General features: G+C 70.2%; 22 protein-coding genes. 10 read left to right on the forward strand and 12 right to left on the reverse strand.

The genetic code is table 11. The annotated features are described in order from the left end of the window. Positions 1-36: 36 nt before the first annotated feature. Positions 37-831 carry an RNA polymerase sigma factor SigF gene (locus tag AB0959_RS45075; protein WP_366832699.1) on the reverse strand — a complete coding sequence of 265 codons (795 nt, stop codon included), beginning with the start codon at positions 829-831 and terminating at the stop codon, positions 37-39. Positions 832-1,083: 252 nt separating this feature from the next. Between AB0959_RS45075 and AB0959_RS45080 the strand changes: the two genes are divergently transcribed. Then, a complete protein-coding gene (locus tag AB0959_RS45080; RefSeq protein WP_366832700.1) occupies positions 1,084-2,883 on the forward strand; it encodes a thiamine pyrophosphate-requiring protein in 1,800 nt (599 codons plus the stop codon). A gap of 465 nt (positions 2,884-3,348) precedes the next feature. Here the strand turns inward: AB0959_RS45080 and AB0959_RS45085 are convergent, their stop codons facing one another. Next, positions 3,349-3,897, reverse strand: a complete 549-nt coding sequence (locus tag AB0959_RS45085) for a hypothetical protein (RefSeq protein WP_366832701.1) — start codon at positions 3,895-3,897, stop codon at positions 3,349-3,351. Between the two features lie 494 nt (positions 3,898-4,391). On the opposite strand from AB0959_RS45085, the gene AB0959_RS45090 reads away from it, so the two are divergent. Continuing rightward, positions 4,392-4,997, forward strand: a complete 606-nt coding sequence (locus AB0959_RS45090; RefSeq protein ID WP_366832702.1) for a dihydrofolate reductase family protein — start codon at positions 4,392-4,394, stop codon at positions 4,995-4,997. A gap of 288 nt (positions 4,998-5,285) precedes the next feature. Here AB0959_RS45090 and AB0959_RS45095 read toward each other — a convergent pair whose 3' ends face one another. From AB0959_RS45095 to AB0959_RS45125, 7 genes are all read right to left on the reverse strand, one after another. After that, a complete protein-coding gene (locus AB0959_RS45095; protein ID WP_366832704.1) occupies positions 5,286-7,616 on the reverse strand; it encodes a glycoside hydrolase family 3 N-terminal domain-containing protein in 2,331 nt (776 codons plus the stop codon). A gap of 115 nt (positions 7,617-7,731) precedes the next feature. Further along, the gene (locus AB0959_RS45100) at positions 7,732-8,550 is read right to left on the reverse strand and encodes a carbohydrate ABC transporter permease (RefSeq protein ID WP_366832705.1); all 819 of its coding nucleotides are present in this window, start codon (positions 8,548-8,550) and stop codon (positions 7,732-7,734) included. Then, positions 8,547-9,458 (reverse strand): sugar ABC transporter permease, encoded by a 912-nt coding sequence (locus tag AB0959_RS45105; RefSeq protein WP_366832706.1) that lies wholly within the window; start codon positions 9,456-9,458, stop codon positions 8,547-8,549. The genes AB0959_RS45100 and AB0959_RS45105 overlap by 4 nt, the downstream gene beginning before the upstream one ends. Before the next feature lie 41 nt (positions 9,459-9,499). Continuing rightward, complete coding sequence (locus AB0959_RS45110; RefSeq protein WP_366832707.1) at positions 9,500-10,783, reverse strand: extracellular solute-binding protein; 1,284 nt, start codon at positions 10,781-10,783, stop codon at positions 9,500-9,502. A gap of 267 nt (positions 10,784-11,050) precedes the next feature. After that, complete coding sequence (locus AB0959_RS45115; protein WP_366832708.1) at positions 11,051-12,097, reverse strand: LacI family DNA-binding transcriptional regulator; 1,047 nt, start codon at positions 12,095-12,097, stop codon at positions 11,051-11,053. Positions 12,098-12,334: 237 nt separating this feature from the next. Further along, on the reverse strand, positions 12,335-13,375 hold the full coding sequence (locus AB0959_RS45120) for a LacI family DNA-binding transcriptional regulator (RefSeq protein ID WP_366832709.1): 1,041 nt from the start codon (positions 13,373-13,375) through the stop codon (positions 12,335-12,337). A 141-nt stretch (positions 13,376-13,516) separates the two neighbouring features. Beyond that, positions 13,517-14,035: a hypothetical protein gene (locus tag AB0959_RS45125; protein ID WP_366832710.1), complete on the reverse strand. Its 519-nt coding sequence runs from the start codon at positions 14,033-14,035 to the stop codon at positions 13,517-13,519. Positions 14,036-14,407: 372 nt separating this feature from the next. On the opposite strand from AB0959_RS45125, the gene AB0959_RS45130 reads away from it, so the two are divergent. Both AB0959_RS45130 and AB0959_RS45135 read left to right on the forward strand, forming a co-directional pair. Beyond that, the gene (locus AB0959_RS45130) at positions 14,408-15,067 is read left to right on the forward strand and encodes a YceI family protein (RefSeq protein WP_366832711.1); all 660 of its coding nucleotides are present in this window, start codon (positions 14,408-14,410) and stop codon (positions 15,065-15,067) included. 92 nt (positions 15,068-15,159) lie between these two features. Further along, positions 15,160-16,863, forward strand: a complete 1,704-nt coding sequence (locus AB0959_RS45135; RefSeq protein ID WP_366832712.1) for an acyltransferase — start codon at positions 15,160-15,162, stop codon at positions 16,861-16,863. 145 nt (positions 16,864-17,008) lie between these two features. Here the strand turns inward: AB0959_RS45135 and AB0959_RS45140 are convergent, their stop codons facing one another. Further along, positions 17,009-17,137, reverse strand: a complete 129-nt coding sequence (locus AB0959_RS45140; RefSeq protein WP_366832713.1) for a hypothetical protein — start codon at positions 17,135-17,137, stop codon at positions 17,009-17,011. Between the two features lie 141 nt (positions 17,138-17,278). On the opposite strand from AB0959_RS45140, the gene AB0959_RS45145 reads away from it, so the two are divergent. The 6 genes from AB0959_RS45145 to AB0959_RS45170 all read left to right on the forward strand — a co-directional run bounded on the left by AB0959_RS45145 (position 17,279) and on the right by AB0959_RS45170 (position 23,142). After that, on the forward strand, positions 17,279-17,677 hold the full coding sequence (locus AB0959_RS45145) for a DUF2795 domain-containing protein (RefSeq protein ID WP_366832714.1): 399 nt from the start codon (positions 17,279-17,281) through the stop codon (positions 17,675-17,677). Positions 17,678-17,812: 135 nt separating this feature from the next. Further along, a complete protein-coding gene (locus tag AB0959_RS45150; protein WP_366832715.1) occupies positions 17,813-18,253 on the forward strand; it encodes a CBS domain-containing protein in 441 nt (146 codons plus the stop codon). A 16-nt stretch (positions 18,254-18,269) separates the two neighbouring features. After that, positions 18,270-19,808, forward strand: coding sequence for an ornithine decarboxylase (locus AB0959_RS45155; protein WP_366832716.1), 1,539 nt, complete (start codon positions 18,270-18,272; stop codon positions 19,806-19,808). Next, positions 19,805-20,488 carry a diguanylate cyclase gene (locus AB0959_RS45160; RefSeq protein WP_366832717.1) on the forward strand — a complete coding sequence of 228 codons (684 nt, stop codon included), beginning with the start codon at positions 19,805-19,807 and terminating at the stop codon, positions 20,486-20,488. The genes AB0959_RS45155 and AB0959_RS45160 overlap by 4 nt, the downstream gene beginning before the upstream one ends. Before the next feature lie 6 nt (positions 20,489-20,494). Next, positions 20,495-21,037, forward strand: a complete 543-nt coding sequence (locus tag AB0959_RS45165) for a type 1 glutamine amidotransferase domain-containing protein (RefSeq protein WP_366832718.1) — start codon at positions 20,495-20,497, stop codon at positions 21,035-21,037. Continuing rightward, on the forward strand, positions 21,037-23,142 hold the full coding sequence (locus AB0959_RS45170; protein ID WP_366832719.1) for a catalase: 2,106 nt from the start codon (positions 21,037-21,039) through the stop codon (positions 23,140-23,142). The genes AB0959_RS45165 and AB0959_RS45170 overlap by 1 nt, the downstream gene beginning before the upstream one ends. Before the next feature lie 142 nt (positions 23,143-23,284). Here AB0959_RS45170 and AB0959_RS45175 read toward each other — a convergent pair whose 3' ends face one another. Further along, complete coding sequence (locus AB0959_RS45175; protein WP_366832720.1) at positions 23,285-23,872, reverse strand: TIGR03086 family metal-binding protein; 588 nt, start codon at positions 23,870-23,872, stop codon at positions 23,285-23,287. Beyond that, on the reverse strand, positions 23,869-24,102 hold the full coding sequence (locus tag AB0959_RS45180; RefSeq protein ID WP_152770868.1) for a DUF6158 family protein: 234 nt from the start codon (positions 24,100-24,102) through the stop codon (positions 23,869-23,871). The genes AB0959_RS45175 and AB0959_RS45180 overlap by 4 nt, the downstream gene beginning before the upstream one ends. Positions 24,103-24,144 lie beyond the last annotated feature (42 nt).

Raw genomic sequence — 24,144 nt, forward strand, 5'->3', positions numbered from 1 at the left:
ACCGGCAGCCGGCAGACATCCCGCACCCCAACGGCGCTAGGCGGCCTCGCGCATGACCTGGTCCCGCAGCCGGTCACAGCACCTGCTGATCAACCGCGACACGTGCATCTGGGAGATCCCCAGCTGCTCGGCGATCCGGCTCTGCGTCATGTCGTCGAAGAACCGCATGTACAGGATGGCCCGCTCCCGCTCCGGCAGCGCCGCCAGACGCGGCTTGACCGCCTCGCGGTCGACCACGGTGTCGAGCGCCGGGTCGGGCGACCCGAGCGCGTCGCTCAGCGAGTACCCGTCCTCGCTACCGGGCAGCTCCGCGTCCAGGGAGAGCGCGGTGAAGCTCTCCAGGGCCTCCAGACCGACCCGGACGTCCTCCTCGCTGATGCCGGCGTGCTCGGCGATCTCGGCGACGGTGGGACGCCGGCCGGAGATGGTCTGGGCGAGGTCCTGGTTCGCGAAGCGCACCCGGTTGCGCAGGTCCTGGACACGACGCGGCACGTGCAGGGTCCACATGTGGTCCCGGAAGTGACGCTTGATCTCACCGGTGACGGTGGGGACGGCGTAGCTCTCGAAGGCGTTGCCGCGCTCGGGGTCGTACCGGTCGACGGCCTTGACCAGACCGAGGGCCGCGACCTGGCGCAGGTCCTCGTAGCTCTCGCCGCGGCTGCGGAACCGTCCCGCGAGCCGTTCGGCCATGGGCAGCCATGCCTCGACGATCTCGTCGCGGAGTGCGTCCCGCTGCGGGCCGACCGGGAGCGAGGCGAGCTTGCGGAATGCTTCGGCGGTGTCGGGGGCGTCGTCGTGCGGGTGGTGCTTCGCGCTGCCTTGAGTTCGCATGGTGCGTCGCAACTCCCTTTGAAGGTGTGCTCTGGGATGGACGGTCACCGTGGGAGCGCACCCGTGCTCGACCGGGCACACCCGTGGTGAGGATTCACCATTCCCACGGACGTGCCTCCTGTCCGAAGCACTGTGTGTGCGCCTGCCCGAGCGCCCACGTGGCAAACGCCCCGGATCGGAACCAGGTTTTCCGGAAGGCGCTCTGGTGACTCGGGACGTGCCGTTTCCGCGCTCTTCCTTCTTGGAGGGTCCATGAGCACCAAGGTCGCCGACCACATCCTGCAGAGGCTGCGCGAATGGGGTGTCGCGGACGTCTTCGGCTATCCCGGCGACGGGATCAACGGCCTGCTCGCCGCGTGGGGACGGGCTGACAACCAGCCGAGGTTCGTGCAGTCGCGCCACGAGGAGATGTCCGCGTTCGAGGCGGTCGGTTACGCCAAGTTCAGCGGCCGCCTCGGAGTGTGCGTGGCCACGTCCGGGCCGGGCGCGATCCATCTGCTCAACGGCCTGTACGACGCCAAGCTGGACCATGTGCCGGTGCTGGCGATCGTGGGTCAGACGCACCGCACGGCGATGGGCGGGTCGTACCAGCAGGAGGTGGATCTGCACACGCTGTTCAAGGACGTCGCCTCGGACTTCGTGGAGACCGTGACGGTGCCGGAACAGCTGCCGAACGTGCTGGACCGGGCGATCCGCACCGCGTACGCGCGCCGCGCCCCCACCGCCGTCATCATCCCGGGCGACGTCCAGGAGCTGGACTACTCGCCGCCGACCCACGAGTTCAAGATGGTCCCCTCCAGCCTGGACCGCAGCGCGTGGACCGCGACCCCCTCGCAGGAGTCGTTGGAGCGGGCCGCCGAGATCCTCAACTCCGGTGACAAGGTGGCCGTTCTGGTCGGCCAGGGCGCCCGCGGAGCCCGCGCGGAGGTCGAGCGGATCGCCGAGCTGCTGGGCGCGGGCGTCGCCAAGGCGCTGCTCGGCAAGGACGCGCTGAGCGACGAACTGCCGTACGTGACGGGCTCGATCGGCCTGCTGGGCACCCGGCCGTCGTACGAGCTGATGCGCGACTGCGACACGCTGCTGACCATCGGATCGTCGTTCCCGTACTCGCAGTTCCTGCCGGAGTTCGGCAAGGCGCGGGCGGTGCAGATCGACATCGACCCGCACATGGTCGGCATGCGCTACCCGTACGAGGTGAACCTGATCGGCGACGCGCAGGCGACCCTGCAGCGCCTGGTCCCGATGCTGGACGAGGACCGGGGCGGTCGTGAGTGGTACGACACGGTGTGCGCGAACGTGGTCCGCTGGCGCGACGTGATGGAGCGCCGCGCGGAGCAGTCGGCCCACCCGATCAACCCGGAGTACACGGCCCACGCGCTGGATCCCCTGCTGCCGGGCAACGCGATCGTCACCTCGGACTCCGGTTCCACGGCGAACTGGTACGCGCGGCACCTCACGATGCGCGAGGGCATGCGGGGGTCACTGTCGGGGACGCTGGCGACGATGGGCTGCGGGGTGCCGTACGCGATCGGCGCGAAGTTCGCGCATCCGGACCGGCCGGCGATCGCCCTGGTCGGGGACGGCGCGATGCAGATGAACGGCATGGCGGAGCTGATCACGGCGGCCAAGTACCAGGACCTGTGGGAGGACCCGCGGCTGGTGGTGGGCATCTGGAACAACCACGACCTGAACCAGGTGACGTGGGAGATGCGGGCGATGGAGGGCGCACCGTCCTTCCTGCCCTCGCAGGAGCTCCCGGACGTCCAGTACGCCGCGTTCGCCCGCTCCCTGGGGCTGACCGGCATCCGTGTGGAGAAGCCCGAGGACGTCGAGGCGGGCTGGCGCGCGGGGCTGGAGGCCGACGGGCCCGCGGTGATCGAGTTTTTGACGGACCCGGCCGTCCCGCCGGTCCCTCCGCACGCGACCTGGGACCAGATGGAGGCCGCCGCGGAGGCCATCCTCAAGGGCGACGCGGACCGGGGCGCGATGGTGCGCCAGGGCTTCAAGGCGAAGGTGCAGGAGTTCCTGCCGGGGCGGGAGAAGAAGCAGTAGCGCCTGTGTTGAACGGCAGTGAGTAGTTCAGTCGCGCACAAAGGAGTTCAGTAGGTAGTTCAGTAGCGCACTGAACTGTTCAGTGCCATCTTCTTGGTGGGGTGCATCGACTCAACCTCACGCCCACCAGCTTCCGCTGCGTGAGATGGTCGTGCCCATGAGCGACCACGACTGACCGGTGCCCGCCCCGGCGCGAACCGCAGCAGGTCCGGCTCCGGCATCCCACGGGACTGATCCCGGAGCCCCACCGCGATCCATGGCACTCCTGGGCAGCTGCCGCCGCTTCCATTTCCGACGATTCTGGATGTTGCTCGGCTCTGCTTGCTCCTGCTGCGCGAGGCGCACGCGCTCGGGCGCACGCTGAACACCGGCGGGGGTGCCCGGCACCGACCACTGTCTGAACGGGGAGCGTCAGGAATCGTCTCGGTCCTGCCTCGCGACCGGAGGGACGGGCCCGTGTACAGCTCAGCGCCTGCTCACCGTGAGCCGCGCGGCGCCGCACGGTTGTCGAAAACCTTTCGGATCCTCCGCTGAAAACTCTCCGGTCGCCGCCGCCAGAACGTAGGCGGTCACGGAGCGGACCCCGGGGTCGAGGTCGGAGAGAAGCGGGAGCAAAAGGTGCAGGTCGTCCGTGACGGCCTGACGGGCGGCCTGGATCGTCCAGTCCACCGGGCACATCGTGCTGCCCTCGATCATCAACGGCTCCTCGGCGACCTGGAGCAGGCCTTCCCGCGATCCGTCCCCCATGTGCTGACACCGGCCGATCTCGGCGACCAGGCGAAGGGTTCGGGCACGGAGTTCGGGGCGCGCGGTCGCCGCGATCCGGAGCAGGAACGGCACCGCCAGTGCTCCCACCGCGATCGTGCCGCCCTGGTGGTGAAGACTCGTCCAGAGCTGCCACAAGGCCCTGTCGGCAGCTTCGGCGTCCCCGGACGCGAGCGTGGCGAGCAGGCCGGGGATCTCCTCACCCGGGCCATAGAAGTGCATCGTCCATGGCTTGGCCTTCCAGTCCATCGACAGCAGCCGAACGCCGGGACTAACGACCGGTGATCAAGAGACGACCGCTTCTGTCACACTCCGGTGGCAGCGCACCACGGCGACGTCATTTCTCGTGAGCATCTGCAGCACTCAAGATCGCCAACTGCTACCCAAACCGCTGATCAAACGCTGCTACTTCACGCGAACGAAGCCACTCCACCATGACGACTTCGCGTGGCCCCGTTTTGTGGATGTCCTGTGTGTCCGACGTCCCGAGTGGCCCCGGGGGACGGCCCGGAGCGGGACTGTCGGGGATCTGGTTGTGGGGCCGCTCGCGGGTGGGGCTGACCTGGGGCTTTGACAGAACTCAAACCGCCGTTCCCCATCGCGCGGAGATCATCCCCAGACTGCCGTCCGCCGGCCTGATCGGCTGCAGCGTCATGGGTTTCCTCGTTGCTCCACAGCGCGGCCGATGAGTTTGTGGCTCCCGGCCGGTCCAAGCTCGTGACACCCCAGGAAAGGACACCGCCATGTCGGAGCTTCTCGTCGACTTCATCACCTCCCTCGACGGCCACGCATCGGGAGAGGGATGGCCCGGGTTCTGGGGCCTAGAGGGCCCGGAGTATCTCGCATGGCTCGGCGAGCAGCCCGAGGCCACCTACCTGATGGGAGCGAACACCTACCGCCTGATGTCGGGCTTCGCCAAGGGTGAGGTCCCGAGTGGTCAAGACGAGTTCAGGCCCGAGGAAGAGGCGTCCGTCGACGAGCTCACGCAAGCGTCCAAGGTGGTGTTCTCCTCCTCACTCGAGGAGCCACTGACGTGGGCCAACTCCACGCTCGTCCGCGACGACGCCGTCGAGGCGGTCCGCGCCATGAAGTCGAGTGGCTCGGGGCTCCTCAGCACGATCGGCAGCCTCAGCCTGTGCCGGTCCCTGCTGCGAGCCGGACTCGTCGACCGCTTCCGGGTCGTGATGTTCCCGGTGATCACCGGGGCCACGGGCGAGGAACGCATCTACGACGGCTATCCGGACGTTGCCCTCGAGATGATCGAGCACCGCACCTTCGACGGCCGTATCCAGCTGGTCGAGTACAAGCCCCGCGTGCTCGAGCACCCGCCGCTCGGCGTCCCTGCGTGACGTCGCCCCGTCCGCCGGTCTGGACGGGCGCCAGGCCGGCGCCGGCCCGCGCGGAGCAAGACCTCATAGGGGGCGAACGGCCAACGTCGGGACGCCCGGTCCAGGTTGTGGCCGCGTGAGGGTGTCGGCAGCCAGTCCAGGTCACCGCCCCGCCGACTGAACTCTTCTCCCTCGTCCGACACCTGACCTCTCGCCCATGGGTGTGGGTGCGGCGGGGTGCGGCCTCGATCGCGGCCGCACCCCGCCGTCTCCTCTCTTCGGCTCCACGTCACCGCAGGTGGAGGCCCGTCAGTCCCGCCGCACCGTGACGGCGGTGGTCATCGTCCTGGTGTGGTCGACCATGCGTGTGTCTCCTTCGAGCCGCACCCGCACGGAGGAGCCCGGGTCGCCCGCCGACCGTGCGACGGTCAGCGTGATCGAGCCGGGCTCGACGCGTCGGCGCAGATCCCTTCCGGTGAAGCTGGTCATGTCCGTGTGGACCTCGAACTCCACGACGCGGCTCTCACCGGCCGAGAGGTCGACACGGGTGAAGCCGATCAGCTGGCGGACGGGGCGGGTGACGGAGGCGACCGGGTCGGTGAGGTAGAGCTGCGGCACCAGCACGCCCGCGCGGGCGCCGGTGTTGGCGACCGTGACCCGTACGGTGATCGTCGCGTCGACCGCCACGACCGGTTCCTCGACGTGCGCATCCCCGATCTCGAAGGTCGTGTACGACAGACCGTGCCCGAACGGGAACGCGGGTGTGGGGTCGATGTTGCTCACGCCGTCGCTCTTGAGGGCGAGCGGCGGCGCCAGGTACGTACCGGGCTGGCCTGCCGCGTCGCCGGGGATCTGCACGGGGAGGTGCCCGGAGGGGTTGATCCGCCCGGAGAGGGCGCCGGCGATCGCCCCGGCGCCCTCCTCGCCGGGAAAGAAGGCCTGCAGCGTCGCGTCCGCGGCGCGTGCGTGCCGGCCGATCGCGTACGGGCGGCCCGACACGACGACGAGCACGGTCCGCCTCGCGGCGGCGAGGACGGCCTCCACCAGGTGCTCCTGTACTCCGGGGAGGGTCAGCGCGCCGACGTCACAGCCCTCGCCCGAGGTGCCCTCCCCGAACATCCCGGAGCGGTCGCCCACGACGAGGACGGTCAGGTCTGCCGCTGTCGCCGCGGCGACGGCCGCTTCGATGCCGCTTCGGTCGTCCCCGGTGACCGGGCACCCGGCCTCGTGGCGCACCACCGCGTCGGGGAACTCCCGCCGTACGGCGTCGAGGATCGTGGGGGCGTCGATGCCCAGGGGGGTTTCGGGATGGTGGGGCAGAACGTGGTTGGGGAAGGAGTAGCAGCCGAACAGGCAGCGCGCGTCGTCGGCGGCGGGGCCGATGACGGCGATGGAACGCGGAGAGGCGAGCGGCAGGACGGCCGAGGCGTTGTCGAGCAGGGTGACGGACTGCTCGGCCAGGCCGCGGGCGAGGGCCCGGTTGCGGGACGAGTCGAAGTCCGCGGGCCCCGTGTACTGGCCCGGGTGCCAGTCGGGGTCCAGCAGACCGAGCCGGGCCTTCTGCGTCAGGACGCGCAGCACCGCACGGTCGAGCAGGTCGGAGGGGACGCCGCCGTCCCGCAGCAGGGTGCGCAGCGGTTCCCCGTAGCCCGAGGTGTGGGGCAGTTCGACGTCGATGCCGGCGTGCAGCGCGGATCGTGCCGCACCGGGCAGGTCGGCGGCCACGTGGTGCATGGAGGCGAGGAACACGACCGCCCAGTAGTCGGACACCACCGTGCCCTCGAACCCCCAGCGGTCGCGCAGGAGTCCGGTGAGCAGGGTGTCGTTCGCGCCGCAGGGTACGCCGTCGACGTCGTTGTAGGCGTTCATCACCGAGCCCACGCGCCCGGTGACCACCGCCTTCTCGAACGGTACGAGGATCACGTCGGCGAACTCCCGTGGCCCGACGGCGGCCGGGGCGTGGTTGCGTGCCGCCCGTGAGGCGGAGTATCCGGCGAAGTGCTTCACCGTGGCGACGACGCCGGACGACTGCAGACCCTGTACGTAGGCGACTCCGAGCTCCGAGACCAGGTAGGGGTCCTCGCCGAGGGTCTCCTCCACCCGGCCCCAGCGGTAGTCGCGCACCACGTCCAGGACGGGGGCCAGTCCTTGATGGACGCCGACGGCCGCCATGTCGGAGCCGATCGCCGCCGCCATCCGCTGGACGAGTTCCGGGTTCCAGGTGGCCGCCCAGGCGAGCGGGGTCGGGTGGACGGTGGCCTGCCAGGTGGTGAACCCGGTCAGGCACTCCTCGTGGGCGATGGCCGGGACACGGAACCGGTTCGCCTCCCGCACCTGTTCCTGAAGTGCGGCCAGGCGCTCACGGCCTGCTTCAGGGGCGACCGGTGCCGTGCCGAACACCCGGGTCAGATGCCCGAGACCATCGACGATCGCCGCGTCGAAGCCCTCGGGGTCGCCGAAGCTGTCCTGCATCGGTGCCACGTCGCCGGACGACGGCTTGAAGCCCGGCCAGGTGCTCCCGAGCTGCGCGATCTTCTCGGACTCGGTCATGGCGTCGAGCAGGGCTCGCGCGCGGACGGACGCCGGCAGAGCGGGGTCGTTCCACAGCCCGGTCGTCGGGCGTTCGTCGCTGATCGTCACGGGGTCGTCCGTTTCTGTGGTGAGTGCGGGCGCGAGGGAGCCCCGCGGGGCGGTCTGGTGAAGGGGGGTGAAGGGAAGGGGAGGCTGACCCGTCGGACGGCGGGCGCCGGTGGTGTTACTTGCCGCCCGCGCCCATCAGGCCGGCGACGAGGGCCCGTCGCGCGAAGAGGTAGACGACGAGGATGGGGAGCGCGGACATCAGTACCGCCGCCAGCAGGGCCGGCACGTTGGCTCCGTATTCGGAGACGAAGTTGTACAGGCCCAGCGTCACCAGCTTGGTGTCCTCGGACTGGGTCATGATCAGCGGGAACAGGAAGCCGTTCCACGCCTGCAGAGCGGTGAAGACGGACGTCGTCGCGATGGCGGAGCGCGACATCGGAACGACCAGTGTCAGCAGGGTCCGCGCCGGACTCGCGCCGTCCAGCGCCATGGCCTCGTACAGCTCGGACGAGATGTCCCGCATCCCGCCGCTGAGCACCAGCACGCTCACCGGCAGTGCGAACGCCGCGGTGGGCAGGACGATGCCCCAGAGGGTGTCGTAGAAGCCGAGGTCGTTGACGATGAGGAAGAGCGGGATGATCACCGCCTGCGAGGGGATCGCCAGCCCCAGGAGGAACAGCCGGAACACCCCCTTCGTGATCCAGCCCCGGCCGCGCACGACGGCGTAGCCGATCGGGATCGCGAGTGCCAGCACGATGACGACGGTCGCCGCCGCGACGACGGCGGTGTTCCAGATGTACTGCAGGAAGCCGCTGTCCAGCACGGTGCGGAAGTTGTCAGCCGTCACGGTCGAGGGCAGGGACACGGGGCCCTTGTCGGTGTACGTCGTCCGGGGTTGCACCGCCGTGTTCACCAGCGCGTACAGCGGGATCCCGATGATCAGGAGCCAGACGAACGCCGCGGCGCCTGCCGGGTAGTTGGGGCGCGTCCTCACAGCCCCTCCAGGGTGCTCGTCATCTTGTCGTACCCGCTGAGCTTGGTGAGAAGGATCGAGGCGGCCGTGGCCAGCAGGAGCAGGAAGGCCGCGATGGCGCTGGCGTAGCCGTAGTCATAGGTGCGGAAGGCGGTCTGGTACATGGAGAAAGGCAGGATCGAGGTGTCGGTGCCGGGCCCGCCGTTGGTCAGCAGCAACACGATGTCGAAGGCCGTGAGACCGCCGACGACCATGAAGGTGGTCGAGGTGATGATCGTGTTGCGCAGCTGGGGCAGCGTGATGTGGAAGAACTGCCGGACCCGCCCCGCACCGTCGATCGCGGCCGCCTGGTACAGCGTGTGCGGGATGGCGCGGGCCGCGCCCTGGTACAGCAGGCTGTGGAAGGGGATGAACTGCCAGCTGGTGACCAGGACCAGGCAGGCGATCGCGCCCTCCTGGGTGCCGAGCGGGTCGGCGGCGCCGCCGAGGAGCCGTCCGAACGTCGAGGGGATGCCGAAGTTCGGGTCGAGCAGTTGCCTCCACATGACGGCCGTGGCCGCCGTGGACAGCAGCAGCGGCAGGAAGAAGACCGCGGACAGCACGGCCCGGTTGCGCTGGTGGCCCGCCGACCAGACGCCCAGCAGGATGCTGATCGGTGCCTGCACCGCGATGTTGCCGATCAGCAGGATTCCCGTGACGAGGGTGGACTGCCGGACCTGGCTGTCGCCGAAGAAGCGCGACCAGTTCTCCATGCCCGTGAACCGGGGCGTGCTCAGGCCGTCCCAGTGGGTGAAGGAGAGGTAGAGCACTCCCACCATGGGTGCGACGGCGAAGACGAGGAAGAACAGCAGCCCGGGGATCGCCCAGGCCACGCCCGGCCGCTCCAGGGTGGGTGGAGCGGCCCGGTCACGGACCCGGTCCTGGGTCACGGGTCGCGAAGTCGTTGCGGAGACCACGTGGACGTACCTTCCTACTTCTTGATCGCCAGCACCGCGCCGACGAACTTCTCCGGGCTGCTCTGTCCGTTGAACAGCTTCTGGATCTCGGTGAGCAGCGGGGTGCCCAGGGTGAGGCCGAGCGCCTGGTCCCAGGACTGCGTGAAGGAGGGGGCCTTCTGCACGAGGTCGAACTGGAACTTCGCGTACGCCGGGTCGGGCGCCTTGGCGAGCAGCTTCTCCGCGTTCGTCGTGACCGGCACCTCGCCCTTCTCGACCAGGCCCTGGACGTAGGTGTCGCTGTAGGTGGTCTTCAGGAACTCCGCCGCGGTCTCCTTCGGGGCGGCGGTGGTCACCGAGATGTAGTTGGTGGGGTTGCCGACGACGTTCTTCGGGTCGCCCTTGCCTCCCTCCACCGAGGGGAAGGCCACGTAGCCCAGACCGTTCTTGGCGAAGTCGGGGTCCGCGCCCTGCTGCACGGCGTACTCCCACGAGCCCATCAGGACCATCGCCGCCTTGCCCTTGGACAGCAGGGTGGAGGTGCCGCCGGCGCCGTAGTTCACCGAGCCGAAGTTCTTGCCGAAGGCGCCGTCGTCGACGAGTTCCTTGATCATCCGCGCGGTCCTCAGGACCGCCGGGTCGTTCCACTTCGACCAGTCGCCGTCCTGGATCTGCTGGAAGAGCTCCGGTCCCGCGAGGCGGTCGACGAGGTACTCGATCCACATCAGCTCGGTCCAGGAGGAGCTGGCGTTGCCCGCGAGCGCGAACGGTGTGACGCCCTTGCGCCGGAACACCTTGACCAGCTTCGTCAGGTCGGCGTACGTCGTGGGCGGCTCGACGCCGGCGTCGGCGAAGACCTTCTTGTTGTAGAAGAGGAACACCGGCTGGGTGCCTCGGCACGGGACACCGACCAGCTTGCCGTCGACCTTGCCGGCCTCCAGCGCGGAGGGCAGGTAGGAGGCCTCCAGCATCTTGTCGAGCTCGACCAGCTTGCCCGCCTTGACGTAGTCGTCGAGGCTGCCGCCGCCCCAGTTGAAGAACAGCCCGGGCATCTTCGCCGAGCCCATCGCCGTGCGCAGTTTGTCCTTGTAGCCGTCCGAGGCGATCACGGACAGGGTGACCTTGCCGTGCCCGGTGGAGTTGAAGGCGCTGACCTCCGCCTTCTGCACCGTGTTGGTCGGGTCCTGCAGGGTCCAGAAGTCCACGGTGCCCGTGGCGCCGGACGCCTTGCTGTCGGTCGAGCCGCAGCCCGCCACGGTGACGCTCAGCGTGGTCGCCGCCGTGGCGGTCAGGAACCACCGTCTGGACACTCTGTTCATCGTTGAACACCTTTCGAGTCGGCAGGATCCCCTTCGCGGGTGCACTTCACCCGGCAGGCCGCCCCGGGCCTGTCCGCGCTGAGGGATGTGAGTCGATGGCCGTGCCCGTCAGTGCCCGTCAGGTGCTGTTACGCAAGGCTTGCGTACCTCTGCTCCTGCGGCTGAGCCGGCGACCGTCACGCTAAGCGGCGCAATTCGGCCGCTGCAATATCGGAGCCCGACCAGTTCCGAAAGACTTTCGCAGCCCGAGGGCTTGTGGAATCAGGGTCACGCGCGCCTGTGCCGCTCACTTTCGGGCGGGGCTGTCGACAGGCGCACGACCAGTTCCGTAGCGAGTTCCCTGCGCGACGTCGCGGGAGGCTTTCCGTCGGCCAGGTGCAGCAGCACGCGCGTGGCCTCCTGACCGAGCTCCCGGAACGGCTGTCGTACGGCGCTCAGTGGCGGTGAGGCCATGGCGGCGACCACCGTGTCGTCGAACGACATCACCGACAGCTCGCGCGGCACGGTGATGCCCAGCTGCCGGGCGGCCTCCAGGGCGCCGAGGGCCTGGGCGTCGCTCGCGGCGAAGAGAGCCGTCGGCCGATCGTGCCGGTCCAGGAGGTCGCGGGCGGCGCGCAGGCCCTCGTCGTAGTCGAAGTCGGTCGCCCGGACGATCGCCGGGTCGTACGGGATTCCGGCCTCCGCAAGGGCGGCGCGACAGCCGTGCAGGCGCGCGGACCCGGCCAGCGAGTGCGGCCGGCCGGCCAGCATGCCGATCCGGCGGTGCCCCAGCTCGATCAGGTGCTGGACGGCGGTCGTCGCACCGTGCCAGTTCGTCACTCCGATGCTCGGGATGTCCGGCGACGGGGCGTTGAGGGGATCGACGAGCACGACCGGCAGCCGCTGGTCCAGGATCCGGCGCTGGTCCTGCTCGGCGAGCGTGGAGATGACGATGACGACTCCGGCGGCGCCGAGCGCCACGGACTGCCCCAGCCACTGGGAGATCGAACGCCGCCCGGTGGTGCCCACGGTCGTGTGGACGCCCAGTTCGGCCGCCGATTCCACGATGCCCCGGACCACTTCCAGGGTGTACGGGCCGTCCAGGTCCCGGAACACGGCCAGGATCTGCCGGGGGCGGCGCGCCTCGCCCTCCCAGGGCCGGACGTAGCCTCGCTCGGCCAGCAGCGCCTCGATCCGGGCCCGCGTCGGCTCGGACACGTCACGTCGCCGGTGGACGACCTTCGACACCGTCGCGAGCGAGACGCCGGCCTCGACCGCTATCGAGGTGAGAAGCCCGCGCCGGGCGCTCGGGCGCGACCTGGCTGTGCCGGTCACTTCGGCGTGGACCTCCCGCTCGGCGTTCCCTGATCATGCGCGGAGTGAAGCTACACGCCAGGAGGGCGGGGCCGTTCGGAGATGGACGCCCGACAGTGCGGGGACCTGCGGATACGTCACGGCTGACGGTCTACGAAAGTCTTTCGTGGCCGAAACTGTCTCCTCTTGCAGGCTCCGCGCAGCCTGTTCGAGCCGCTCGGGCACATCGCTTCTGTCCGACGCCAGAGAGGCGGGTGCTCACTGTGCGGTGACGCCGCGCGGCACCGACGTGGAGGTACGCAGCACCAGTTCCGTCGCGAGCTCGATCCGAGGGGAGGCCGGCGGCCGTCCCTCGGCCAGGTGCAGCAGTACCCGCGTGGCCTCGTGACCCAGTTCCTCGAAGGGCTGGCGGACCGCGCTCAGCGGCGGGCAGGCCATGGCCGCCACGAGCGTGTCGTCGAAGGACATGACCGCGAGGTCCTCCGGAACGCCGAGCCCCTGCTGACGGGCGGCCTCCAGGACGCCGAGCGCCTGCGCGTCGCTGGCCGCGAAGACGGCCGTGGGGGGATTTACGGTGCGCAGGATCTGCAGACTGGCGAGCAGCCCCTCCTCGAAGTCGAAGTCGGTCGAGCGCACGATCGCCGGGTCGTAGGCGATCCCCGCCTCCTCCAGGGCGGCCCGGTAGCCGTGCAGCCGTGCCGCCCCGGCCAGCGAGTGCGCACGCCCCGCGACCATGCCGATCCGGGTGTGCCCGAGCTCCAGCAGGTGCTGTACTGCCTCCCTGGCCCCGCTCCAGTTCGTCACCCCGATGCTCGGGATGTCGTGGCTCGGCGCGCTGAGCGGATCGACCAGCACCACCGGCAGTCCCTGCTCGGCGATGCGGCGCTGGTCGTCCTCGGCCAGCATCGAGATCACGATGATCAGCCCGGCCGCGCCGAGCGCCACACTCTCCTGAAGCCACTGCGAGATCGGGCGATGGCCGGTCGTTCCCGTCACCACGTCGATGCCGAGCTCGTCCGCCGCCGCCACGATCCCGCGGACGACCTCCAGCGTGTACGGACCGGACAGGTCCCGGAACACCGCGACGATCTGCCGCGGCCTCGCGGGATCCCTCTCTCCCGGGCGCACGTACCCGTACCGGCCGAGCAACTCCTCGACCCGGGCCCGGGTCGCCGCGCCGACGTCACGGCGACGGTGCACCACCTTCGAGACGGTGCTGAGCGATACCCCGGCCTCACCGGCTATGGCCGTCAGCAGACCGTACGACGCGTCCCGGTGCGCCTTGCCCTGAGCTGTCACCCGTTGCCTGTTCTTCTCGTCGACACCTACGCGCTCACGCGCCCCGTGTCGCTCGCGGCGATCCCGCTGCAAGTTAACGGGACAGCGGCGTACGAACAAGACACGGGCTCCGACGAACGGACTCAGGCGGTGCGGTGACCGTCAGGCCTCGCCCTCAGCCGGAGATCCTCCACCCTGGGATCCCTCGGACCGGGAGCCCCCGCTCTGGGGTCCGCCACTCTGGGAGCCCCCGTTCTCGGAGCCGCCGTTCTGGGAGCCCCCGTTCTCGGAGCCGCCGTTCTGGGAGCCCCCGTTCTCGGAGCCGCCGTTCTGGGAGCCCCGGTCCTGGGAGCCTCCGTTCTGGGAGCCTCCGTTCTGGGAGCCCCCCTCCTGGGAGTCCCCACCGTGGGAGCCGTCGGAGTACGAGCTCTCAGACGTCGTGGATCTGCACTGCTTCTGCTCCTTCGTGTTGTTCGAAGGTCCGAACACCACAGTCCGGAGCAGGCTCTCGATGCCCTGCTGCGACTTGACGGACACCGCGCATCCGTCACGGTCGGCCGCTGCGGCGGCCTGGGCCACGGCAGGTGCGGCGGAGGTCATGGCTGCCGCGAGGCCGATGAGGGCCGCGGCGGCCGAGTGCGCGAAGGATCGGTTCAGGGTGTGCAAACGCGAAGTCTTCATGATCACACTGTGAGCGGAGCGAACTCCGGGAGGAAGGCTGACAGCCCCTCGCGCAGGCAACTCGACCCGATCGTGTGATCCCTCGGTCACCGAGCGGTTCTGTGGCGCACTGAAATCATCGCCACGAACGCACCGAAAGGGAAACGCAGAGGATTTCGCGCATCCGCTGCCGGAAATATCCCGTCGGGTCGATGAGTCCCATATCCGCGAGACCACCGCCGACCTCTTGCCGATTTCGTGGCGAACATGTGTGGATCGTGTAGCCGTACCCCATGCGGCGGGGGCGTATAAACCTGTCAGTGCCGATTCGAACCATTGAGGTTCCCGGAGAAGGCTTGCGGCAAATACATCCGTCCAGTAACCAGGTGAATCATGAACTTGTTCCACCGCGCTGCGTCCCTCCGCCGCTCGGCAGCCCCCACCGCACCGGAACCCCCGGCCCACCCCCCGGCCGCCACCCCCGCCGGTCCGCCGGATCCCGCCCTGGCCACGCTGACCGGAGAGTGGGTGATCGACCCGGCGCACAGCCGGATAGGCTTCTCCGTCCGGCACGCCATGGTGACGACGGTGCGCGGGGCCTTCACCGAGTACCAGAGCCGGCTCTACTTCGACGGCCGCGACCCGGCTCGCTCGCGGGCCGAGATCATGCTGTCCACCGCCAGCGTCGACACCGGCGTGGAACAACGCGACGCCCACCTGGTCGGCCGGGACTTCCTGGACGCCGCGAACCACCCGCGCATGCGTTTCACCAGCACCGCCGTGCAACCCGTGGGCACCGACGTGTATCGCATGACCGGCGACCTCACCATCAAGAACACCACCGGCCCCGTTGTCCTGGAACTCACCTACATAGGACACGTGACGGACCCCTTCGGTTATCAGCGGGTCGGATTCGACGGCACCACCACCATCAATCGGTCCGATTGGGGCCTTACGTACAACACAAGGCTGGCCGAGGGCGGGGCCATGGTGAGTGAGAAAGTACGTCTTCAGTTCGATATCGCCGCTATTCGCACCGCTCCCGCCGGCTGACGGAACATCGGGCCGTTGCGCCAAGAGGACGACGACTACAAAAAGGCAGTTTTCATGGTCTCCTTTTCATCCTGACCGCTAGCGTGCGGCCCATGGACGATCTGGAGCTGGATCACTGCCCCTGGCTGTTCGCCGAGGAGGCGTCCGCGGAGCAGCGGGCCGCGCAGCGGGAGCGGCAGCGGTCGCTCGGCGGGGACTCCGAGGTCGGCGAGCGGTGTTACGTGGCCGGGTCCGCGGCGGTGTTCCCGGGCCGGCTGCGGCTAGGCGACGACTCGTACATCGCCGCGCACGCCTACGTCACCGGAGACGTGGCCACGGGCACGGACTGCACGCTGAATCCCTTCACCGTCGTCCGGGGCACCGTCTCCCTGGGCAACGGGGTGCGGATCGGTGCGCACACCTCGCTGCTGGGCTTCAACCACTCCATGGCACCCGACCGGCCCGTCTTCCGGCAGCCGCACAGCAGCGAGGGCATCACCGTCGGGGACGACGTGTGGATCGGCTCGCACGTGGTCGTCGTGGACGGGGTGACCATCGGAGACCACTGTGTGATCGGTGCCGGGGCGGTGGTCACCAAGGATCTGCCGGCGTGGACGGTGGCGGCGGGGAACCCGGCACGGCCCCTTCGCGACCGGCGCGACGCGGGCGACGGAGGCGGGGCGGGAGCCCGGCCGTCGTCCCGAGCGGCGACGGACGCGGGTGACGCCCTGTCGCGGTTCGCCGACACGGCTCGCGCGCAGGCCGCCGGGCTCATCGCCCGCTGCTGGGACGGTGAACGGTACGCCGACCGTCCCGGCGCGGCACCCACCGTACGGGCGCACTGCGACGCCGTGGAGATCGCGGATCTGCTGCTGGGCTCGGCGCCGGCGGAGCTGACCGCCGAGGAGCACGTCGGGCGACTGGCGGGCCTGCAGGACGCGGACACCGGGCTGGTTCCGGAGTTCGGCGAGCCGGTGCCGGTGGCGGAGGCCGACGGCTTCGTGGGCGAGGGGCCCGCGCTGTACCACGTCCTCTCCGTCGGGTACGCCCTCGACCTGTTGGGCACCGCGTTCCCTCACCCGGTGCGCGGCGTACGGGAGATGACCGCCCGTCAGCTCGCCGCACGGCTGGAGGGGCTGCCCTGGCGGGACGGGGCGTGGGGTGCCGGGGCGTGGATCGACGCGTGGGCGACCGCGGCGCACTGGAACCTGCGGCGCGCCGAGGGGGACGGTGTGGAGCCCGGCACGCTGGAGGCGCTGTTCGGCTGGCTGCTGACCCGGGCCGACCCGTGGACGGGGATGTGGGGCAGCCCCTCGCCCGAGGCCGGGCGTATCCAGGTGGTCAACGGCTACTACCGGCTGACCCGTGGGTCCTTCGCCCAGTTCGGGGTGCCGGTGCCGCACCCGGAGCGGGTCGTGGACGCGGTTCTGGACCACGCTCGCGACACGCGCCACTTCGGGCCTGGCCGGGAGAACGCCTGCAACGTGCTGGACGTCGCCCATCCGCTGTGGCTGTGCGGCCGGCAACGGGGAGCGCTCGCCGGGGACGGCGGTTACCGTTCGCCCGAGATCCGCGCCTGGGCCGAGCGCCAACTCGCCACCGCACTCCCCCGCTGGCACGACGGCCAGGGTTTCGGCTTCGGCGCCGGAACCGCCGGTCCGGGCCCCGCCCCGGGCCTCCAGGGCACCGAGATGTGGCTGGCGATCATCTGGCTCCTCGCCGACCTCCTGGGCCGCTCCGACGCCCTGGGCTACCGGCCCCGCGGCGTCCACCGCCCGGAGCCGTCCCGCCGTGCGGAGCCGTCCCGCCGCACGTGAGGCGCCCCCACGCACGTGAGGCGTACCTGAGGCGCCCGCGGAACGCGTACGGGCCCCGCACCACGAGCGGGAGAATCCCGTGGTGCGGGGCCCGTGCCGTATGCCGGCCTCGACCGTCGTTCGCGGTCCGGCCGGGTCCGACGGATCAGCCCAGCGCGGCGTGCTCGCGCCGCTCCGGCTCCTCGGGCGTCGGCAGCAACATCTCCTCGTACCGGCCCAGTGCCAGCACGAAGCCGAGCATCAGGATCGGGGTGATCACAGCGAGTACCGCCATGGTGTGTCCTTCCCCAGGAACAGTGCGGTGGGGGGTGTGATCCGGGTCTCCCCGTGGCGGACGGGTAAACCCGCCGGTGAGCCCGTGTCGTCGTCCGGTCTACGGGTACGCGGTCGCCACCCCGAAGATCTGGAGGGAGTCATGCAGCGAGGCAGCGACCGGCTGAGCGTCCATCGCGACGACGAGATGAAGCACGAACTGCAGGGTCTGCTCCGCTCGGGCCACCCCACCCGCACGGAGGAGTGGCACGACCCGGAGCCGACCGCCGACGACGACCCGGAGGTCGCGGGCGGCCCCGTGACACCGACTGGTTCACCTGCCCGCATCGAGGCACTGCGCTACGAGTTGGGCCGCATCCTGGGCCGGACCTCCTTCCCCGCCCGACCCCGCGAACTGATCGGCGTCCTGCGTGAGAAGCACGCCCCGGACGCCCTGATCGAGTCCCTGGAACGGCTCCCGAGGAACACGCGGTACGGCACCGCGCACGAACTCGCGGAAGCGGTCGTACGGGTCGCGGAACGCGGCGGGGAGAGTCCCTGAGGAGGGCGCGGAACCCGCACACGACCAGGACGCATAGGCATTCCCCTCGGGGGTACTGCGGCGTCGTCACCTTGACGACCGCCCCGTACCTCGACAGCCCGGGGAACGCCGGGAAACGTAGGAAAGGACCACACCATGGCTGATTTCGTCAGGGAGGTCATGACTCCCGGCGTCGTCGCGGTCCGCCCGGACGCCTCACTCGTGGAAGCCGCGCAGCTGATGCGGGCGCAGGACATCGGAGATGTCCTCGTGGCCACCGAGCAGGAGGTCATCGGCGTACTCACCGATCGCGACATCACGCTGCGTGCCGTGGCCGACGGCGCCGACCCGCTCACGGTGAGCGCCCAGGCCGTCTGCACGCCCGATCTGGTCATGATCGGCCCCGACGACGCCGTGTCCGCCGCGGTCGAGCTGATGCGCGACCACGCGGTACGGCGGCTCCCGGTCGTCGAGAACGGGCACGCCGTGGGGATGGTCAGCCTCGGGGACCTCGCGGTGTCCCAGGACCCGGAGTCGGCCCTGGCCGACATCAGTCGTGCCATGCCGGACAGCTGGCCGGGCCCGACCCCCGCCTGAGCGGGGTGGGACGGACATGAACCGGCCTCAGCCGTCCGCGGGGGAGACCCGGCGCACCCGACGGGCGCCGGACGCCCCGCGGACGCCGGCCCCCGACCACTCGCGCGCCCCCGTCCTGGAAGCGCTCGAACGGCATCACCGCTCCCGGCGGTACGCCTTCTCGCCGCCCGGTCACAAGGGCGGCTCCGGCGTCGACGCGCGGGTGGCCCTGACCCTCGGCCAGGACGTGTTCGCCTCCGACGTGCTGGCGCTCAACGGGCTGGACGACCGTCGGATGTCGGGAGGCTACCTGGAGCGGGCCGAGGAGCTGATGGCGGACGCGGTGGACGCGGACCGGGCGTACTTCTCGACCTGCGGCAGCTCGTTGTCGGTGAAGGCGGCGATGCTGGCGGTCGCGGGCCCCGGCGAGAAGCTGCTGATCACGCGCAACGCCCACAAGTCCGTGATCGCGGGCGTCATCCTCGCCGGGATCGACCCGGTGTGGGTGCGCCCGCGCTGGGACGCCGGGCACCATCTGTCGCATCCGCCGGGCCCGGAGCAGGTCGTGGAGGCGTTTCGGAGGGCGCCCGACGCCAAGGGCATGCTGCTGGTCACGCCGACGGCGTACGGCACGTGCGCCGACATCGGCGGGATCGCCGAGGTGTGCCACGAACGGGGCAGGCCCCTGATCGTGGACGAGGCCTGGGGCGCTCATCTGCCGTTCCACGAGGACCTGCCGAGCTGGGCCATGGACGCGGGCGCGGACCTGTGCGTCACGTCCGTGCACAAGATGGGCGCGGGCCTGGAGCAGGGATCGGTGTTCCATCTGCGGGGCGGCCTGGTCGATCCGGCGGTGCTGCGGCTGCGTGGCGACCTGCTCAACACGACCAGTCCGTCGGTCCTGATGTGGGCCGCGCTCGACGGCTGGCGGCGCCAGATGGCCGAGCACGGCCGTGAACTCCTGGAGGACGCCCTGACACTGGCGGGCCGGGTGCGCGAGCAGGTCGCCGCGCTCTCCGGGCTCGTCCCCCTCGAGGCGGACGAACTCGTCGGGGACGAGAGGGCGTTCGCGTACGACCCGCTGATGGTGGTGATCGACGTCTCGGGCCTCGGCACGAGTGGCTACGCGGCCGCCGACTGGCTCAGACAGCACCGCCAGGTGGACGTCGGACTCGCCGACCACCGTCGCGTCGTCGCCCAACTGACCCACGCCGACACGGAGGAGACCTGTGTGGCCCTTCTGGACGCCCTGACGGAACTCGTGAAACAGCGCGGGACGCTGCCACCGCCCGTGCCGGTACACCTGCCGCCCCCGGAGGGGCTGGAGCTGGAGCAGGTGATGCTGCCCCGCGACGCCTTCTTCGGGCCCGCCGAGGACGTACCGACCGAGCGGGCGGTGGGCCGCGTCGCCGCCGAACCCGCGAGCCCCTATCCGCCCGGAGTGCCGGTGATCTGTCCCGGCGAGCGGATCAACCGGGAGGTCATGGAGTACCTGTCGTCCGGGGTGGCGCACGGCATGTACGTGCCGGACGCCTCCGACCGGTCCCTGCGCACACTGAGGGTGGTGGCCGAATGACCCGCGACCGCGCAGCCGGAATCAGTTCGCCGAGCGCGACCGTCGACGTGGGCGACGTGACGACCCGCTATCTCCTGTACGGCCTGCTGCCGTCCTGGTTCGTGCCGGGCGTGGCCGACTGGGTGATGCACCGGCGCACCCGGATCGAGGAGACGGCGGGGACGAAGGAGTCGCTGATCCACTCCCTGATGATGGCCGAGGTCGGCCTCCCCATCGCGCTGACCCTGCGCTACGAGGTCAACCCGCTGCTGTTGTCGGTGCAGTTGGGCGGTGCGGCCGTGCACGAGGCGACCGCGCTGTGGGACGTGCGGACCGCCGTGAAGAGCGACCGCGAGGTCAAGCCGATCGAGCAGCACATCCACAGCTTCCTGGAGTCGCTGCCCTTCGCGGCGCTCGCCTCGCTGATGTGCCTGCACTCCGACCAGGTGAGGTCACTGCTGCGCGGCGGCGAGGGCGACCCGGACGCGTGGCGGCTGGTGCCGAGGCGCCGCCCGCTGTCCCGCGGCTACCTCACGGGCATCGCCGCCGCGATCGGCACGTGCGTACTGCTGCCGTACGGCGAGGAACTGCTGCGCTGCGTGCGCGCGGGCCGGCGGAACAGGAAGCGCGCCGGAGACGAAGCGAACTGGCATGCAGCCGACTGGAACACAGCAGACCGGCATGCCGTGAAAGGACATTGAGACATCATGCGTATCGCATTCCTGACCGCACCCGAGGGCGTCGAGCAGATCGAGCTCACCGATCCGTGGCAGGCCGCGAAGGACGCCGGCCACGAGCCCGTGCTGGTGTCGACGAAGCCGGGTGAGATCCAGGCCTTCGACCACCTCGACAAGGCGGACACGTTCCCCGTGGACGAGGTCGTGGGCGAGGCCTCCGCGAACTCCTTCGGCGCCCTGGTCCTGCCGGGCGGCGTGGCCAACCCGGACTTCCTCCGCATGGACCCCAAGGCCGTGTCGTTCGTCCGCGACTTCTTCGAGCAGGGCCTCCCCGTCGCCGCGATCTGCCACGCCCCGTGGACGCTGGTCGAGGCGGACGTCGTGCGCGGCCGCACACTGACCTCGTGGCCGAGCCTGCGGACCGACATCCGCAACGCCGGCGGCACGTGGGTCGACGAACAGGTCACGATCGACGACAACGGCCCGGGCAAGCTGGTCACCAGTCGCAAACCGGACGATCTGAAGGCGTTCCGCGACGCGTTCCTGCACGTGTTCGCCGAGGAGGCCGCCTGATGACGTCCCCCGACGACCGGAAGCAGCGGCACCGCGAGGCCTTCCACGCGGACGACCCCGCGGGCGGGCCGCTGACCACCGACCAGGGCGTGGAGGTCGACCACACCGACGACTCGCTGGCCGCCGGCGAGCGCGGGCCGACCCTGATGGAGGACTTCCACTTCCGGGAGAAGCTCACCCGCTTCGACCACGAGCGGATCCCGGAGCGGGTGGTGCACGCGCGGGGCGCGGGCGCGTACGGCTACTTCGAACCGTACGAGTCCTGCGCGGAGTTCACCCGTGCCGCCTTCCTCCAGGACCCGTCCGTACGGACTCCGGTCTTCGTGCGGTTCTCGACGGTGCAGGGCCCGAAGGGCTCGGCGGACACCGTGCGGGACGTGCGCGGCTTCGCGACCAAGTTCTATACGTCGGAGGGCAACTACGACCTCGTCGGGAACAACTTCCCCGTCTTCTTCATCCAGGACGGCATCAAGTTCCCCGACTTCGTGCACGCGGTGAAGCCCGAGCCGCACAACGACATCCCGACCGGCGCGTCCGCGCACGACTCCCTGTGGGACTTCGTGTCGCTGCAGCCGGAGACGCTGCACGCGATCATGTGGCTGATGTCGGACCGGGCGATCCCGCGCAGCTACCGCATGATGCAGGGCTTCGGTGTGCACACCTTCCGGTTCGTGACCGCGGACGGGAAGGGCACGTTCGTGAAGTTCCACTGGAAGCCGAAGCTGGGTGTGCACTCGCTGGTGTGGGACGAGGCGCAGGAGTGCCAGGGCCGGGACCCGGACTTCAACCGGCGGGACCTGTGGGACGCGATCGAGGCGGGCGAGTACCCGGAGTGGGAGCTGGGCGTCCAACTCGTGCCGGAGGAGGACGAGTTCGCGTTCGACTTCGACCTGCTCGACGCCACGAAGGTCATTCCGGAGGAGCAGGTGCCGGTACGGCCGATCGGCCGCATGGTGCTGGACCGCAACCCGGAGAACTTCTTCGCCGAGACGGAGCAGGTCGCGTTCCACACTGCCAACGTCGTGCCGGGCATCGACTTCACCAACGACCCGCTGCTCCAGGCCCGCAACTTCTCCTACCTGGACACGCAGCTGATCCGGCTCGGCGGCCCCAACTTCTCCCAGCTGCCGGTGAACCGCCCGGTCGCCCCCGTACGCAACAACCAGCGCGACGGCTACCACCAGAGCAGGGTCCACTCGGGAACGAACTACTTCCCGAACTCCCTAGGCGGCGGCTGCCCCGCCCACGCCGGCGCCGACAGCAGCGCCTACACGCACTACGCGGAACGAGTGGACGGCGCCAAGATCCGGCAGCGCAGCGAGAGTTTCAAGGACCACCACAGCCAGGCCGCGATGTTCTGGAACAGCATGGCGGACTGGGAGAAGCAGCACATCGTGGAGGCCTTCCGCTTCGAGCTCGGCAAGGTCGGCGCGCGAACGGTCCGGACCCGCACGGTCGAGGAACTCGTCAAGGTCGACCCGGAGCTGGCCACGCAGGTGGCCCAGGGCATCGGGGTTCCCGTGCCGGAGCGGAACGAGTCGGTGGCGCACAAGGTGATCTCCCCCGCCCTGAGCCTGGAGTCGCTGCGCGGCGGCGGCTCGATCCGGACCCGGCAGGTCGCGGTGCTCGTCGCCGACGGCGTGGACGCCGAGCAGGTCACCACGGCACGCGACGCCCTGGCGGCCGAGGGCGCGATCGTGGAGGCGATCGCCGCCCAGGACGGGACCGTGCTCGGCTCGGACGGCGAGAGCTACGCCGTGGACCGGGCGCTGCCGACCGTGGCGTCCGTGCTGTACGACGCGGTGCTGCTGCCCGGCGGCCCCACCGGCACCCCTGCTCACGCGGGCGACCCGGACGTCATGCGGTTCGTGCGGAGCGCCTACCGGCACGGCAAGCCGGTCGGAGCCCTCGGCTCGGGCGTCGGCCTGGTCGCGGCGCTGGAGGCCGACGGGCTGCGGCTGTCCTCCGAGTTCCACCACGTGGTCACCGACCGCGGCGTGGTCACGGACACGGCCCCGGGCACCCCGAGCGAGGAGTTCCTGCGGTCGTTCGTGGAGGAGATCGGGGCTCACAGGCACTGGGACAGGCCACAGGTGCGCAGCTGACGACCGTGGCGCTTCGCGCCCTGTAAGGGGCGCGAAGCGCCTCTCAGGGGCGCGGGGCTGTGTCGAATATGCGGCTCCGCCGCGTGGGCGCGACAAGCCACGACGAACCCGGGGCCCCGCAAACAACAGCAAGTCCCGAGCTCTAGGGCCGCCGCCCCAACAGGCACAGCAACTTCGTCTGCACATCAGCCCCCGCAGGGGGCTCCACCGGCTCCGCGAACAACCCACTCTTCGCCAACTCCGCCGCGTACGGCGTCACTTCCCGCACAGCGAACTGAATCAGACTGTCCGGCAGCCGCTCCTCCGCCCCGATGCCACGCGACAGGTCCCAGCTGTGAACGACGAGATCGGCGACCATCTGCCCGCAGTAGTTCGCGGCCGTGGTGTCGCCGTAGGACAGGTGGACCGTACGGTGGAGCGCCCCCGACTCGGTGAACGCGTCACGGGCGGCGCGGGCCGAGGTGTCCCAGGAGGCCGCCGGGTCGGAGCCGAGCATGTCGCCGTCGAACGTGTCGCCGACCTCCTCGATCATGCGGCCGTCGCGGACCAGCGGCGGCACCCACAGCTGCTCGGAGACGAGGTGGTTCACGAGGTCGCGCACCGTCCACTCGGTGCAGGGCGTGCCCGCCTCCCACTGGTCGTCACGGACGGCGTGGACGCGCGTGTCGAACAGGCCGAGGGCCTCCTCCAGCCGGGTGAGCAGCGGGTTCGCGTGCGCTCTGCGGGTCATGACTCCGCGAGTCCCCGGCACCGCGCACCCTCGCGCGTGCGGCCGGCTGCCACCGGGCGGCGGGGGTTGCGGCGCAGGTACTCGCCCTCCAGCTGCGCCATGCGCACGTTGTGGGCACGCAGCGCGTCGTTCGATCCGTACAGCAGCGTGTCATGGCGTGTGCGGTGGATCGTCTCCAGCTCTTTCATCAGTTGCTGGTCGTCCAGCCGGCCCGGGTCGACTCCGTTCATGGTGGTACCCCACTCGTCGTGTCCTTCGGTGCCGTCCGGGTA

Source organism: Streptomyces sp. NPDC046862, assembly GCF_040704615.1.
Lineage (GTDB): Bacteria > Actinomycetota > Actinomycetes > Streptomycetales > Streptomycetaceae > Streptomyces.

Coding starts and splice junctions, on each gene's coding strand:
- AB0959_RS45075 (WP_366832699.1), bottom strand. CDS start 831: ATGCGAACTCAAGGCAGCGCGAAGCACCACCCGCACGACGACGCCCCC.
- AB0959_RS45080 (WP_366832700.1), top strand. CDS start 1,084: ATGAGCACCAAGGTCGCCGACCACATCCTGCAGAGGCTGCGCGAATGG.
- AB0959_RS45085 (WP_366832701.1), bottom strand. CDS start 3,897: ATGGACTGGAAGGCCAAGCCATGGACGATGCACTTCTATGGCCCGGGT.
- AB0959_RS45090 (WP_366832702.1), top strand. CDS start 4,392: ATGTCGGAGCTTCTCGTCGACTTCATCACCTCCCTCGACGGCCACGCA.
- AB0959_RS45110 (WP_366832707.1), bottom strand. CDS start 10,783: ATGAACAGAGTGTCCAGACGGTGGTTCCTGACCGCCACGGCGGCGACC.
- AB0959_RS45125 (WP_366832710.1), bottom strand. CDS start 14,035: ATGAAGACTTCGCGTTTGCACACCCTGAACCGATCCTTCGCGCACTCG.
- AB0959_RS45130 (WP_366832711.1), top strand. CDS start 14,408: ATGAACTTGTTCCACCGCGCTGCGTCCCTCCGCCGCTCGGCAGCCCCC.
- AB0959_RS45135 (WP_366832712.1), top strand. CDS start 15,160: ATGGACGATCTGGAGCTGGATCACTGCCCCTGGCTGTTCGCCGAGGAG.
- AB0959_RS45140 (WP_366832713.1), bottom strand. CDS start 17,137: ATGGCGGTACTCGCTGTGATCACCCCGATCCTGATGCTCGGCTTCGTG.
- AB0959_RS45145 (WP_366832714.1), top strand. CDS start 17,279: ATGCAGCGAGGCAGCGACCGGCTGAGCGTCCATCGCGACGACGAGATG.
- AB0959_RS45150 (WP_366832715.1), top strand. CDS start 17,813: ATGGCTGATTTCGTCAGGGAGGTCATGACTCCCGGCGTCGTCGCGGTC.
- AB0959_RS45155 (WP_366832716.1), top strand. CDS start 18,270: ATGAACCGGCCTCAGCCGTCCGCGGGGGAGACCCGGCGCACCCGACGG.
- AB0959_RS45160 (WP_366832717.1), top strand. CDS start 19,805: ATGACCCGCGACCGCGCAGCCGGAATCAGTTCGCCGAGCGCGACCGTC.
- AB0959_RS45165 (WP_366832718.1), top strand. CDS start 20,495: ATGCGTATCGCATTCCTGACCGCACCCGAGGGCGTCGAGCAGATCGAG.
- AB0959_RS45170 (WP_366832719.1), top strand. CDS start 21,037: ATGACGTCCCCCGACGACCGGAAGCAGCGGCACCGCGAGGCCTTCCAC.
- AB0959_RS45175 (WP_366832720.1), bottom strand. CDS start 23,872: ATGACCCGCAGAGCGCACGCGAACCCGCTGCTCACCCGGCTGGAGGAG.
- AB0959_RS45180 (WP_152770868.1), bottom strand. CDS start 24,102: ATGAACGGAGTCGACCCGGGCCGGCTGGACGACCAGCAACTGATGAAA.